Origin of the sequence: Nocardia sp. NPDC052112, from assembly GCF_040680135.1 — a bacterium.
Lineage (GTDB): Bacteria > Actinomycetota > Actinomycetes > Mycobacteriales > Mycobacteriaceae > Nocardia.
The window spans coordinates 25,884-40,302 of record NZ_JBFAWD010000006.1 but is presented as its reverse complement, the minus strand read 5'-3'; the positions used below and the strand labels follow the sequence as shown (position 1 = coordinate 40,302).

Here is a 14,419-nt window from a genome sequence, read left to right as displayed (position 1 = left end):
CGCGGTCATCGAAGTTGCGGTTGCCGCCGAAGGCGACCCCGCTGCCGAAGATGAAGTGCCACAAGCCGAGGCAATAGTCGAGACCGACGAAGCCGACGCCGCCGACGCGGCCGAGGCAACCGAGGACGCGGCCACCGAAGAGGAAGTTGGTGGCGATTGCGAAGCCGCCGAGGCCCAACCCGACGCTGAAGCATTGGCCGACGATGCGGAGTCGGTGGAACAGACAGCCACCGTTGCTGCGACCGAGGCCGACACTGCCACCGAAGACGAAGTGCCGCAAACCGACCCGACAGCCGTGGCCGAAGCCGAGAGTGTCGACACAGCCGAGGAAACGGACACGGCGACCGCCGAAGACGAAATTGCCGCCGAGGCTCAACCTGGCGTTGCTGCCGAAGCCGTAGCGTTGGTGGCCGAAGACGACGCGGTGGCCACGGAGACCGAAGCCGAAACAATGGCCGAAGACGAAGTGCCGCAGGCCGAATCGGGAGCCGCAGTCGAGATCTCAGACGCCGACACCGGTGCGGGCGGGGTGACGATGGCTGAGGCCGAGACTGCCAGTGCCTCGGGTGCGGAGGCGGTGGCAGAAGGCAGTGCGGACGTCGGGACCGAAATATCTGCCGAGGTGGACGTCGCCGCAGCAGCGGACCGCGATTCGGTGGTCGCCGAGGCTGAACCAGCCATTACCGAGGAGGCGGAGACCGAAGGCGGGCAGGTCGCCGAAGCGGAGGTGGCCGCCGAAGGCGAGGCACTGATAGACAGCGAGACGGTCGCGGAAGCAGCTGCGGCGCAACCCGTTGCCGAGGGCACCGAGTCCGTCGAAGCGGTTGACCAAGAGCAGGTGGTAATCGAAGGTGAGCCGGCAGCCGATACCGAAGTCACAGCGGAATCGGTGCCGGTCGATGTGGACGCGGCCGAGGAAGACACAATAGCTGCCGATGAGGTGGTAGCTGCCGAAAGCGAGGCGCCCAGTGCGGACCAGACGGCGGCCGAACCGGGTGATATCGAGGTAGCTGCAGAAGAGGGCGTGACCCTGGCCACCGTGGTGGCATTGCCCGTCGCAGCACAAGCGGCAGCCGAGCAAGTGCCTGTGATCGCGGAGGCGGCAGAGCCGGAGGCCGAACCGGTGCTCGAGGCGGAGGTCTCGGTTGTGGAAGGTACTGCGGTCGCCGAGGGTGAAACCACTACAGAGATCGAGCAAGCGGCTGCGGAAGAGGGCAGTCCCACCGAGAGTGACGTTGCCGAAGATGCGGCGGCGACCGACGGCGAGACAGCCCTCGGGTCCGAAGAGGAAGTGGAGTTGATGGCGGTAGCGGCAGAGGATCTGGTGACTTATTCGAGTTCAGTCGTCCTGGCCACCGAGAAGGCGGCTTCTGCCGGTGAGGTCGCAGCGGCGAGAATCAGCGATCATCAAGAGATCATCACCGATCAGGCGAGGATCATCGCGAAACTTCGCCGTAGGGTGGCGGTGCTCGAATCCATGGTCAAGGCGCAGGAAGCCCAAGCCGACTCACTGGTCGGACTCGTCGCGACCTACAAGCACGAATTGACCAGTCTCGCAACCGATCTCATGGATCTCTGACCCTGACCACGAAATACCGGGAAGCGCCCGCACGCTTGAAAGCCCACGGCGCTTCCCGGCCGTTCGACCCGAGACCGAGCAATCCTCTCCAGCCCGAGGACCGGGTCGAACAAGCCGGATTCGAGAGGGCACCACCGGATAGCGCGCAGGGCGCAGGCGCGCACCCCATCCTGTCTGTCAGTCGCCGAGTTGGTATGTCGCGAAGATGCCTTTGTGGTCGCTGCCCCACTGCGCTGGCGAGTCGAGGAAATTGTCCTGGGTTGATTCTTGGAGTCGGGTACCGCGCATGATGGACCCACGCGGGCCGATGATGCCGACGGCAGACAGGCGCAGCGCGGCACCGCGGGCGAAGATGTAGTCGACGCGATCGCGTTCGTCGGCCTCGGGAGCCCAGGCGAGCTCGGCGACATCCACATCGATGTTGTCCGAGGGCCACGTGAGTCCGGGGTGGGTGGCCGGGTCCGGGTACATCGATCGGTAGGCATCGATGAAACCGGCTTGTTGCAGTCGTCGAGTGGTCTCCCACGCCAACACCACACCGTTGTGGTCGAACAAGTTCGCTGTGGCGGGCGTCCAATCCAGCAGGGACGGCTCGTTCAGATCGCCACCTATGATCACCGAAGCCCCGTCGGCGATCTCGGCTTTCGTGTCGGCGAGAAAGTCGCTGATGACCTCGCAGCGGCCCGAGGCCGCGTTGACGCGCTCGATCACGGCAGGGTCGATCACCGGGCCCTCCGGCAGCTTGTTCCACTCGTGCTCGGCGAACTCGCCCGGCGCCGGGGCCCCGGGGCCGTATCCTCGGGGCAGGTTGGACGCATACCAGCGATACTCGAGATGCGCGGAGTAGACGGTGAGGCGCTTTCCGTCGATGCGCAACCGCGCCTTGACCATCCATCGCAGATCGGCGCTGTCCTCGACCGGAAACATCGACAGAATTCCCGTGTCGCGCGAGGGGACGGCATGGAACTCGTGCCCCCGCCGCCGCAGTTCGGCCGCGACAGCCGTGGTCGCTTCGGTCGCCTCCGAAAGCAGCACGATCGACGCCTGTGTCGAGATGATGAGATCGGTGATCAGCTGAATTCCATCGGCGACTTTGCTGCCGCTGTGCCACGTGTTCAATGCGAGCACCCGGATCTCTCGCGCCGCGGGTGCGACAGCAGCTGACACCACCGCACCGGCCGCGACCGCTCCGCCTGCCGACCTCGAGTGATCATCGATTCGCGTCATCAACCCATCATGGCCGCCATCGAAATACCAACGATTGCGAGCAATGTTGCTCCAGCGTGTTGTTGCGGACGAGGCCGCACGGCGATCGATGGGGTCACACATTCAGGTGATGGAGCGTCCAGAACCGACTTCGGATACTCGAGCTTGATCCGGCTTTCAGGTGGTCCAAGCCACCGATTGCCCCCATTGCGAGCGAAAGCTAGTTCCATGTCTGTCGCGATCGATGTCTTCAATACTGGATACCTGCCCATCGACGGTGCACCGGGATGGGATCCCGACACCGCCGCCACGTGGCCCGGGTCGACCGCCACGCTGATCTCCGGTGCGCGCGACGCCATCCTGGTCGGCGCTCTCATGACAGTCGACGAAGACCGCCGCCTCGCCCATATGTGGTTGTGGAACTCGACTCCCGACAGCCGGCGGACGTGGCTGGCGACCATCGACAAGATCACCGACCTGGACTCCGCCACGATCATCGCCGGCCACCGGGACCCCGGCGCGCCCGACGACGACGCCGAACGGCAACTCGCACAATCGCGTTCCTACATCGAGGCATTCGACCGAGCCGTCGCCGAACCGACCTCGCCGCAGGAGGTCATCGACGAAATGACCGACCTCTTCCCCGACTACGGGAACCCCTAGCTTGTTCGTGTCCGCCTATTCCCAATTCCAGAGTTGACCGCCAACTGTCATCGGCCGTTTCGAACCGCACGCCACGCGGCCATCCGGGCGTTCGTGCCACTCCAACGGACCGAGCGACGGGGCGTGGCGAAAGCTTCACTCGACCTGCCACCACCTAGTTGGCTATAGTTTTATATAGTCAGATAGCTGCAAGAGGGAATCAGGAAGGTAGACATGACGACAATCGAGGGCACGGTCGCGCTGGTGACGGGCGGGCAGCGCGGGCTGGGCCGCGCGTTCGCACAGGAGTTCCTGGACCGGGGCGCGACCAAGGTGTACGTGACCGCACGCAAGCCGGAAGTCAGCGACGATCCGCGGGTCGTACCGCTCGAACTGGAGGTGACCGACCCGGATTCGATCGCCGCGGTGGCGGAGCGGGCCGGCGATGTGAGCATCGTGGTGAACAACGCGGGCGTGCTGCGGCCGGGCCCGCTGTTGCGGACCGAGATGGCGGATGTGGTGGAGACGTTCGAGACGAATGTCTTCGGGCCGCTGCGGATCGCGCGGGCATTCGCACCGGTCCTCGCGGCGAACGGTGGTGGGGCGCTGGTGGATATCCACTCGGTGCTGTCCTGGAGTTCGGGGGCGGCGGCGTACGGGGCGTCCAAGGCCGCGCTGTGGTCGATCACCAATTCGCTGCGGATCGAATTGGCGGAGCAGGGCACACAGGTAGTCGGTGTGCATCTCGGATTCGCCGACACCGACATGGTGAAGGCCCTCGCGGTGCCGAAGATCGGCCCGGCCGAGGTCGCCACGGCGGTCGCCGACGGGCTGGAGCAGGGAGCGTCCGAGGTGCTCGTGGATGAGTTCACCAGACAGGTGAAGGCCGCGTTGTCCGGGCCGGTCGAGGGCCTCGCGCTGCCGCTCGGTCGCTGAAAATCAGACTCGTCGAAAGGAATTCATCATGCCGCTGTGGCACATCTATCACCCCGCCGACACCTTCACGGCCGCGGACAAACAGAACTTCGCCAAGGACATCACCGCCTACTACGCGCGCTTCGGGCTGCCGGAGTTCTACGCGGTCGCGCTCTTCCACGAGGTTCCGGCCGATTCCTGCTACGTCGGCGGCGTAGCGATCCCTTCGGTGCGAATCACCATCGACCATCTGGCACGCCAGGTCGACGACCCCGATCTGCGCAAACGCATGACCGAGCGCCTGCACGCCCTCATGGCCCCGTACACCCACGATCGCGGGCTGCATGTCGAGTTCAATATCAACGAGGTGCCCCGGGACACCTGGATGATCGCGGGACTGTTCCCACCCCCGCCCGGCAGCGATATCGAGCGCGGCTGGGCCGAGACGAACAAACCCATTCCCTACTGACCGACGTGAAATCGCGTACGCGCACAAGCTCCTGACAGCCGACGTCACGCGTTGCCGGCGGCGATCTCGGCCAGCTGGGCGCGGGCGGCGGTGACCAGTTCCTCATTGGTGTTCGCGTGCCCGGCCAACCCCCACCCGCCGGGGACCGCCTCGGTCAGCAGCACCCAGGTACGTTCAGCCAGCGACGGATCACCGGCGGCCTTCGCCACGAGATCGGCCAGCTGCCGTACGACGGCCAGTTGCTTGTCACGGTCGAGCGCGCCGGTGTTGGTCAACACCTGGATGCGCACGTGACCACCGTCGCCGTTCACGTTCGAGACCTGCTCGGCAGATAGGTCGTGGATGAAGGCCGGTGTCCCGGTCGGAGCCGAACTCAGCTGGCCGCACGCTGATTCACCACATTCGCCAGCCGCGCAGGACATCAGCATTAAATGGGATCATGGTTCCATTAGTCGCATCCTTCTGCTACCGTCGTCCTATCTTAATGGCACTCTGGACCCGTTAGTCCGGCGAGGTTTTCGGATTTGCGACCAATCACGAAGTTGAGGGATCGAGATGGTGAAGAAGTCACTGAGCGTTGGCGGGGTGCTGGCAGCCGTCGCGGCCGTGGCGGCGGCGACTCTGTCGGCATGCGATGCCGACCACAGCGGCGTGGCATCGAACGGTACGGAGCGGTCATGGTCGGCGGCCTGGTCGGCGGCGATGCAGCGCCCATCAGCCGGATTCGGCCCGAACTGGTCTGAACAGGGATTCTCCGGACAGACCATCCGCCAGGTCGTGCGGGTCACCAACGGTGGCGACAACGCGAGGATCCGCTTATCCAACCGGTTCGGCGCGAGCCCACTCGAACTGACCGGCGCGACCATCGCCCTTGCCGCCGACGGTGCGGCGACCCGGCCGGATACACTGCGGCCGTTGACATTCGACTCATCCGAGCACGTCGTTATTCCTGCCGGTGCAGAAGTAGCAAGTGACGCAGCGGAATTGCGAGTAGCGCCGCTCGAGTCGGTGACGGTGACTCTCTATTTCGCAGGCACCACCGGACCTGCCACCTTCCACTCACAGGCGTGGACCGACACATACCGCGCGGCCGGAGATCACGTGACCGATGCGGGCGCGACAGCTTTCGGCGAGCATACGAAATCCTGGTATTACCTGACCGATGTCGAAGTCTCGGATGGTTCGGTCCGGCGAGACACCGTCGTGGCTTTCGGCGACTCGATCACCGATGGTTTCGCCTCGACCGCAGGTGCCAACCGCCGCTATACGGACGCACTCGCCGACCGGCTGGCGGTCGTCGGCAAGCAGCGCGCCGTGCTGAACGAGGGCATCGGCGGGAACCTGGTGCTCAACGATTCCGCCTGGTACGGCGACCGTGCCGCTACTCGGTTCGAGCGCGATGCCCTCGACAAACCAGGAGTGCGCAGCGTGATCATCCTCGAAGGCGTCAACGACATCGGGTTCAGTGAGACCGATCAGCCAACTTACAAACCCGGCGCGGACGTCTCCCCGGATCAGATCATCGCCGGATACCGTGCGCTGATCAAGAAGGCTCATGAACGCGGCATCAAGGTCGTCGGCGCGACGATGCTGCCGTTCGGTGACTCGGACCACTACTCCACCCGGTCGGCAGCAAAGCGCCACGCAATCAACGATTGGATCCGCAATTCCGGTGCCTTCGACGGAGTCGCGGATTTCGCCACGGCGATCGCCGATCCGGTCGACACGGAGAAGATCGCTCCGATCTACGACAGCGGCGACCACCTACACCCGAACGACGCGGGGTACCAGGCCATGGCCACGGCAGTCGATATCGACAACTTGTGATGCGTTGCGGGCTGCGCGCGCGACGTGTCGACGGATTGCCGCACCGTGGTGCGGACCGGTAACCCGGCTACAGCGAACTCCGCCGCACTCCGCATCACGAACTCGGCGTCGAGCACGACGATCGACAGCTGCCGCCGCACATCGGCTAGCCGCGACCCCGCCGCCGCGCGAAAAGGCTCCCGATGCTTCCGCGCACGAACGAGTCGCCACGTCAGGCCATCATGATTGCCAGGCGTGGCGAAGTCGCGGTTGCGCGAGGACACTGAAAACGTAGCGCCGAATTCGTCTCCAGGAGCAATGTGATGGCAGCCGACAGGCCTTTCGGGATCGATCCGGAAGAATTCGAACGCGCGTTGCGGGAGGTGGGGATCGAATTCCGCGACCTCCTCGGAAAGGCCGGCGAGTACATCGATCGCGCAAACGTGAGTACGCTGGCGTCGCTGCTCGGTCAATTCGTTCAGCCGGAGCCGACGCGGCCGCCGAAGCCGGAGGGCGCGACGACCGGCGAGACCGGCAGTGGGGTGTGGGTCATCTACAGCATCGACAACGCCGGCGAGGCCAGGGTCGAGCAGGTTTTTCCGAGCGAGCTCGAAGCCTTGCGTGCGCATCGCGACAATACCGATCAACACCGTCGCGTGCGGTTCCTGCCCTACGGCGTCCCGGCAACTGTGCTGGACACGCCCTGACACACGCTGCGGCCATACGGTTTCGGGCTGATCAGATCTCCGCATCGGGTAGTACCGCCGAGTGGAGTGCAACCGACTGACAGCGCGCCCCGCTCGACCCGACTACCGGTAGCAGTAGGAGTCGGAGGATGCGTCGCCGCCCTGGAGACGCACCTGGTGCACCCGCAGACCTCGAAACTCCTCGTCGTGCGGGAAGAATGCCTCCTCGATGGTCATTCCGCCGTCGGGATCGGTATCTATCACGGCCATCCAGGCGCCGACCCCGTCCGGGTAGAACTGGTCGTCCCACGCACTGTAGAGCGAGTTGGTGAGGTAGACCCGACGACCGTTGCGGCTGATCTCGACCATCTGGGGGCCGCCGGCAAGTGGCTGGTTCGGCGCGGCCGGGTGGGCGGTGCGGCCCACGATCCCGCCGAGCCGGACCGCACCTGTCTTTTTCGGGTTGGCCGGATCGCGCACGTCGAACTGCTGGAGCTCCCCGGTCCCCCAGCACGAGACGTAGAGGTATGCGTCGTCGACCGACAGGTCGATGTCGGTGACCAGCGGTGGCACCGCGCCGAACGGTTTCAGCGCCGGCGGCAGCAGGTCCGGATCAGCCGGCTCGGCCGGAATGGTGATCACCTTCTCGACCGCCCACACGCCACCATCGCGGTGCCAACGCCACACCGAGCCCGACAAATCCTCGGTCGAGATCACCACCCCGACGAACCCCCACGCGGCGTCCGGATCGTGCGAAGGGCGCAGCTCGAGTGGCATCTGGTACTGCTCGCCCAGATCGATCCGCTGCTGGTGCCGACCGGCGGTGAGGTCCCAGAAGTGGATCGCGTGGCCGTACTTGTCGGCCAGCAGCAGCTCCGGCTGCAGCCCGTCCTCGATCATCGACGGGGTGCCCCACTCGCTGCTGATCAGCGTGTTCTGGTTGAGATGCCACCAGGCGTCGTACGCGAAATATTGTGGCCCACGGTCGGTCTCCCATTGCCGCAGCACATCGAACGTACCGTGATCGAGCAGCGCGATCCCGCCCGGCCCGTCCGATCCGTCTGCCCCACCAAGGCAGGTCATGAACACACCGTCCGGCCCGCAGTGCAGCGTGTGTGGACGGGAATAGCCGGCCTTGGCCGCGAGTTCGGAGCTGTCCACAATCTTGGACAGCGTGGGCTGGCGTGGGTCGGGCTGGGTATCGAACACGTACAGGCGCGACGAACGCAGACCCGGCACGATCAGGTACCGCCGAGCCAGCCCCGCAAGGTCGTGGCCCTCGTGTTTCAGCGCGCTGCTGCAGGCGTTCCAGCCGAAATGGTGCAGCTCATTGCCCAGATGGGGTACCTCGGTCCAGCCCACCACCCGGCCGTAGGTGGTCGAGACCGGATCCACATCGATGACTGACAGCGCATCCGGTTTCTGCGCCCGGCCGTCGAACGCAACAACATAGGCCAGCCGCTCCGGTGGCGCGGCCGCTGCCTCCGCTGCGTTCCGATAGAAGGTCGGGTCCAAGTCCGAGTGATTCATTTCCAGCCTCCTTCATCTCGATAGACGAAGACCCACACACCTCGCCCGATCGGGCAATTCCAACGGCTCGCGACCCGTACGGTCGCGTGCCGTAACAGCACGGGCATGGCAATAACCAGTCTCGACCTTTCGACGTAGATCCACCAGCTACGACCGCCGTGGCGGCAGCGTGCGTACCAGCAGCGGTCGACCGCTACGGTCAGACGGGGAACGTGACTCCGGTCAATTCCTCCGAGACCGTCCACAAGCGTCGCTGAATCGTTGTGTCATGCGATTGTCCACTCGATTCGACGATTTTCGGGTAGCCGCGGGTCTCCAGGAATCCACCCGGTCCGTAGTACTGACCGCCGCGCACGGCGGGATCGGTGGCCGCGCGGAGTATCGGCAAAGCGCCCATCGCTGGGCTCTGCGAGACGATGGGCGCAAGGATCGGCACGAGCGCGCGCAGCGCGGTCGGCAGGTTGCGCATCAAGTCGGTGTTGGCGGCACCCGGGTGAGCCGCGACCGCGATCGTGTTGCCGGTGCCGGACAGGCGACGCTGCAGTTCGTAGGTGAACATTAGATTCGCCAGCTTGGACTGGCCGTACGCCGCAACCCTGTTGTAGGACCGCTCCCCCTGGAGATCGTCGAAGTTGATCCGCGCCTGGATACGATGGCCGACGCTGCTGACCGTGACCACCCGCGAACCCGGTACCGGCAACATCCTGTCGAGCAACAGGCCGGTGAGCGCGAAGTGTCCCAAATGGTTCGTGCCGAATTGCAGCTCGAACCCGTCGCTGGTGGTCTGCCTCGGCGGGTACATCACGCCGGCGTTGTTGATCAACAGATCGATAGTGGAATGTGCGGACCTGAGCTGGTCGGCGGCATTGCGCACAGATTCCAGCGAGGTCAGATCGAGCTGTTGGACGGTGGTGTCCGCGCCTGGGACAGCACCGGCGATACGGCCCGCGGCATGTTTACCCTTGTCCACATCCCGCACCGCCAACACCACCGACGCGCCGTGTGCCGCGAGTGCCCGAGCGGCCTCGAACCCGAGTCCGCTGTTGGCGCCGGTGACGACGGCAACTCGGCCCTTCTGATCCGGTATGTCTTGCTCCGTCCACCTGTTCGCCATATTTCCTCCCAAGGATTCGGTCGGTCAGCCCGTTCACCCGACGAGCCGGCAGAGGGTGAGACTCATACTCACACGGTTGCGCTCCCGGAGCAGTTACGCAAGGTGCGGCAACTCTTCCAGGTCAGGGACAGGCACTCCTGGTCGGCAGGGTCAGCGGTGCTTCCGGACGGACGGTCGCTGGGCCGGCGGGCGTCTCGACGGTGACCGGACCACCCGAAGTGACGTCGACGGTCGTGCCTTCCGGTCGGATGCGCACGGTCACCCTGCTATCGCGTACCGCTAGCTCCCGCACCGTTATCCCCTCGGGAAACCCACTGGGCAGCATCGGGTCCAGCCAGGGGCCCGTCTCGGCCCACCGCAGCCCGCTCGGTCCGTACAGCAAACCTTGCAGGAATCCGCTCGCACCCGTGACGAAGATCCACGCCGGTTGACCGACCGTGTTTTCACCCGACCGTTCGCCACGCGCCTCGGACTGGAACCCATACGGCGGTCGGACATACGGCTGCACCGATTGATCCAGGAACTGCTGAGTGCGGCAGGGATCGTACTGCGCGCTGAGGATCGCGCCGACGCTGTTGCTCATGTTGGGACCGTCGGGGTCGGTGCGGTCGTAGTAGTACGCCAGTGTCGCCTCGGGCGAATAGCCCGGTGCCGCATAGGAGTACGGGTAACTGATCAGCACCGTGTCGGCCTGCTTGATCTTCGCCCCTTGGTACCCGAGATACTCGGCGGGCACCCCTGGCACGATGTCCGGCGGCATCGCCATATGGTCGGCGATATCGGCCCACTGTGGGTTCAGCGGCAGTCCGGCCAGCCGGGCGGCCGACATCGCGTTGCGCATCGTCGCCATCACTCCGGCATTGGTGAGTGCGTTGTCCACCGAAACCGAAACGTATTCGTCGGCGCCTGCCGCAGGCGCGTAGTGGTAGCGACCGTCGGGCAGCTTCGGGCCGACCCGGGCTGCCTGGTAGTTCGCGATAGCCGTGATCACCGGCGCGCCGCTGTCACGCAGCCATTGCTCGTCGCCGGTGGCCGAATAGTACTGCCATTGCGCGAGCGCGATCTCGTTCCCCAAATGTTCCTGGACCAGTCCGCACACCCAAGGCGACGCACATCGCTGTGCCGGTCCGTCGTTCCAGGGGAATAATGCGCCGGTCAGCCCGTAGGCGCGCGCGTTCGCCTCCGCTTGCGGTAGCGCCGCGACGCGGAAATCGACCACGGTGCGGGCCAATTCGGGATAGAGCGCGAGCAGGGTGGGGAAGATCCAGGTCTCGGCGTCCCAGTAGGTCAGGCCGCCATAGTCGTCGGAGGACAACCCGGCGGGCTGCACGGACCACCGCTGTCCGGCCCGGACGCTGGACAGCACCGAATACAGTGCGGGCCGGATCCAGTCCCGATAGTCGTCGCGACCGGGGGTCTCGATAGCGGGCTGCCACAAGCGATCCCACTCTGCTGCGTGGTCGGCGTGCGCGGCGGCGAAACCACGCGCCGCGCTGGATTCGGAGACATCGGTGGCAATCGCGCGCGGGTCCGCGCCGTCCGCGCCAGAGGCGATTCCCACGTACTTGGTGACCGTGTAATCGCGGCCCGCCACGACGGTGCCGGTGAATCGTGTTCCAGCCGTCGACCCGTTCGCAGGTAGCGCGGCACCACCCAGCTCATCCGGCGTGGTGACCGTGGATACCAGGAAGGCGGTGCCGTCGGTGCCGTCGGCGCGCACGCCGACCGTGGTCTGCCCCCGGTTCGGATCGGAGGCCGCCGTCGTCGGAGTGACCCGCCGCGCGGCCGCTCCGTCGATCAGGTCGGTGACCGTGAGCGGCCCCGAGAAGTGTGGAATGACAGTGAGCTGCTGGACCGCGAGGTTCTGCTGTGCCCGTGACACGAAGGTCCGGTAGGTCAGATCCAGCCGGTGTTCCGCGTCGGGCGTCCAGGTTGCTTCGGTGGTGACGGTGGCATCGCGATAGTTCAGGCGCTGCCGATAGCGCGTGATCGTGGCCGGGTCGACGTCGGCCTGGTAGGTTCGGCCCGCGACGTCGACGGTCAGGCTCGACCACGCGGGGAGCGCAGCGATCGCCTCGGTGTTGTTCCACGACATGGACTTCATGGCATAGAAGCCCGCGAGATACGTTCCGGTGTAGCGCGGTTCCACCAAGGGGAACGAGGTGCGCACCGAGACGCCGTAGTCCTGATATCCGCCGCCGCTCGGCGGGATCATCGTGCCGATGCGCCCGTTGCCCAGATACGGCGCAGCGCGGAAGTTCTCGGGTTCGAATGTCTCGGAGACCGCCGACCAGTCGTCTGCGACCGCCTGCCCGCCCTGCGCGGTCGCTACCGTGGACAATCCGGGTAGCGGCACAAACGCACAGGTCAATAGCACCGCACCGATACTCGACACGAGTCGCATCGGGCCGACAGTAGCAGCGGTCGCGCTGGGCCGATCGCAACGACACGGCGCCCGCACCACGCCCCGGCTACTCGGGTACGCGCACCGCAGCAACCATGGAACTGCACGTGCAGGCCCAATCCGATCTCCCCGGAAACCTGCTGTCGCACTGTCCCTCTAGAAGCAGTCGTCCTCAGGGAGCCAGCTGATGCCACACCACGTCCGCGGCGTGGAACACCTGGCAGTCGGAGTGCACATGCAGCGTCGGCTCCAGATTGGTCCCGAGGGCTTCGAAGGCACACGCCTTGTACTCGACTTCGGTGAATTCCCCTGGCACGAAAAAGATCCCGGTGTGGGTGTCGGTGTCGACCGCGATCAGATACCGCAGGTACGCGCCGGTGACCGGCGCGAGGTTCTGCCCCGCCGCGATTCGCGACGCCAGCACCCGCCGGCAGGTGGCGTGCCGCTCGGTGAGCACGTATTCTTGCGCGCCGGTCAGATCGAAGTGGTAGGTGCACCTGCCGGGGCCCTCGACGCGGTCGTTGCGGTCGGTCAAGATCCATCCGTTGCCCGACCCCAGCTCCGTCGCCGTCCAGCGTGCGTCGCGACTGCGGTAGATCGCTGCGGCGAGCCACAACACGAGTGCGCAGTGGCGCGGGAAGGCCCCCTCGGCCAGTGCACGTCGGCGCGCGTGTGCCAGCGCGCCGAACAACAATGCCTCACCGGCGAATCCGGCCGAGGCATCGGGGTCCACAGCGAGAACACGGGCCTGGTCGCGGGCCAGGATCCACTGCTCGGCGTCGGACGGTTGGGTAACGACGCAGGCCTCGGCGATGACGAGCGCAGCGACCGTGTCACGCAACGGCGCGGCGGGCGCGCTGGAGAGAATCTCGCCGATGTCGGCGGGCACCTGCCGTATCCCCCAGACCAGCGCGGCACGGTAGATCTGGCACTGGGCGAGGAGGTCTCCGCCGGTGAGCTCACCGGCGAGGCGCCACACGCGCGCGGCGGCCTCGGCCGCAGAGTGTTCAACGGGCGGGTCGTAGAAGGCAGCGACAGCCTGCTCGCGCAGTTGCCCGACCACATCGCGGCGGGCGGCGAAAGCGGCGGTAACGGATTCGGTCATGACGAGACTGCGACTTCTTCCTAATCGCATCGGAATCGGTTGTATGGCTGTTGGTTTCGTATTCGATCGGGGTCCAGCCGGATCTGATTGCCGGGTGATGTGCCAGAGCGGCCGGGGTTCACATCAATCCACGCGGCCACCCCAATGGGCTCGCAGAATAGCCAGCCGTCGAGTTTCGCGGCCACAGCCCGGCCATCGACCAGCACCGCTCGCTGCTCCACACCCCCCGTCGTAACTGCTTCTCCCCCAGCGCATTCCATATGAAACTTACCTCAAACATCCGCGCCGACGCGCGGGGGCGTGGCTGCGCCAGCCGATGGCCGCGACCACCGATCTACTAGCTGTCCCCGTCCGAGCTGGAGCCGTGGGGTAGACCCCGCACCGGCGGTCCCACTCGCGCGGATCAGCCCGCATCCCCGGATTCGAGCACACCCCGGGACTCGTCGCCGCCTGATGCGGACACCTCGACCGAAGACAACGCGAATACCGCAGCGGTACCGCCAGTTCCCGACCACCGTGGGCAAAAACCGCCCGCCGCCACGGCGATACCACCCCGGACCGGCGATCCCGGCAGCCACCGGGAGACCCGCGGGCACGCCACCGGGACGGACTTTCGCACCACCGCCAGGCCGCGCTGCGAAGCCCAGCCGGCCGAAACGAAAAGCCGAGGCCCGCAAGAAGAAACGCGGATCATACGTCCCGGGGCCGACCGATACGGCGGGCCTGTCGGCTGCCAACGAACTCGCCGATCGACACAGACTCCGGATCGTGGGCTTCGCGACCTCCCGGGCATCGGATAAGAGAGGGTCGCCCAACCGGCCGCGGCCATTGATTCCGGCAACTCGCAGACCTCGGGAACCTGCCGGCACTCGCACCCGGCACGAACGGAGACCAACTCTGATGGCGCAAGACTCGACGTGGGATCACTGGTGGTGGCGTGCCGGCTGCAGGTTGGGCCGGTCG

General features: G+C 65.9%; 11 protein-coding genes and 1 pseudogene. 6 read left to right on the top strand and 6 right to left on the bottom strand.

Features of this window, described 5'->3' with window-relative positions; genetic code table 11:
• Positions 1–1,579: pseudogene (locus AB0L58_RS12875) on the top strand (hypothetical protein); the annotation flags it as partial.
• 177 nt (positions 1,580–1,756) lie between these two features.
• Here AB0L58_RS12875 and AB0L58_RS12870 read toward each other — a convergent pair.
• A complete protein-coding gene (locus tag AB0L58_RS12870; RefSeq protein WP_364385780.1) occupies positions 1,757–2,806 on the bottom strand; it encodes an endonuclease/exonuclease/phosphatase family protein in 1,050 nt (349 codons plus the stop codon).
• 207 nt (positions 2,807–3,013) lie between these two features.
• On the opposite strand from AB0L58_RS12870, the gene AB0L58_RS12865 reads away from it, so the two are divergent.
• From AB0L58_RS12865 to AB0L58_RS12855, 3 genes are all read left to right on the top strand, one after another.
• Entirely contained in the window at positions 3,014–3,448 is a 435-nt protein-coding gene (locus tag AB0L58_RS12865) for a hypothetical protein (protein WP_364385777.1), read from the top strand.
• A 213-nt stretch (positions 3,449–3,661) separates the two neighbouring features.
• On the top strand, positions 3,662–4,363 hold the full coding sequence (locus AB0L58_RS12860) for an SDR family oxidoreductase (protein WP_364385773.1): 702 nt from the start codon (positions 3,662–3,664) through the stop codon (positions 4,361–4,363).
• Positions 4,364–4,391: 28 nt separating this feature from the next.
• Positions 4,392–4,811: a tautomerase family protein gene (locus tag AB0L58_RS12855; RefSeq protein WP_364385770.1), complete on the top strand. Its 420-nt coding sequence runs from the start codon at positions 4,392–4,394 to the stop codon at positions 4,809–4,811.
• 44 nt (positions 4,812–4,855) lie between these two features.
• On the opposite strand, the gene AB0L58_RS12850 is transcribed toward AB0L58_RS12855, so the two are convergent.
• Positions 4,856–5,122 (bottom strand): hypothetical protein, encoded by a 267-nt coding sequence (locus AB0L58_RS12850; RefSeq protein ID WP_364385767.1) that lies wholly within the window; start codon positions 5,120–5,122, stop codon positions 4,856–4,858.
• A gap of 244 nt (positions 5,123–5,366) precedes the next feature.
• Here AB0L58_RS12850 and AB0L58_RS12845 point away from each other — a divergent pair, with 244 nt between their 5' ends.
• On the top strand, positions 5,367–6,638 hold the full coding sequence (locus AB0L58_RS12845) for an SGNH/GDSL hydrolase family protein (protein ID WP_364385764.1): 1,272 nt from the start codon (positions 5,367–5,369) through the stop codon (positions 6,636–6,638).
• Between the two features lie 302 nt (positions 6,639–6,940).
• Positions 6,941–7,324: a hypothetical protein gene (locus tag AB0L58_RS12840; RefSeq protein WP_364385761.1), complete on the top strand. Its 384-nt coding sequence runs from the start codon at positions 6,941–6,943 to the stop codon at positions 7,322–7,324.
• A 102-nt stretch (positions 7,325–7,426) separates the two neighbouring features.
• On the opposite strand, the gene AB0L58_RS12835 is transcribed toward AB0L58_RS12840, so the two are convergent.
• The 4 genes from AB0L58_RS12835 to AB0L58_RS12820 form a co-directional block, all read right to left on the bottom strand.
• A complete protein-coding gene (locus tag AB0L58_RS12835; protein WP_364385758.1) occupies positions 7,427–8,833 on the bottom strand; it encodes a selenium-binding protein SBP56-related protein in 1,407 nt (468 codons plus the stop codon).
• Between the two features lie 199 nt (positions 8,834–9,032).
• Positions 9,033–9,947 carry an SDR family NAD(P)-dependent oxidoreductase gene (locus AB0L58_RS12830; RefSeq protein ID WP_364385755.1) on the bottom strand — a complete coding sequence of 305 codons (915 nt, stop codon included), beginning with the start codon at positions 9,945–9,947 and terminating at the stop codon, positions 9,033–9,035.
• Positions 9,948–10,068: 121 nt separating this feature from the next.
• Positions 10,069–12,351, bottom strand: coding sequence for a glycosyl hydrolase family 65 protein (locus AB0L58_RS12825; protein WP_364385752.1), 2,283 nt, complete (start codon positions 12,349–12,351; stop codon positions 10,069–10,071).
• Between the two features lie 172 nt (positions 12,352–12,523).
• Complete coding sequence (locus AB0L58_RS12820) at positions 12,524–13,456, bottom strand: hypothetical protein (RefSeq protein WP_364385749.1); 933 nt, start codon at positions 13,454–13,456, stop codon at positions 12,524–12,526.
• Between the last annotated feature and the right edge of the window lie 963 nt (positions 13,457–14,419).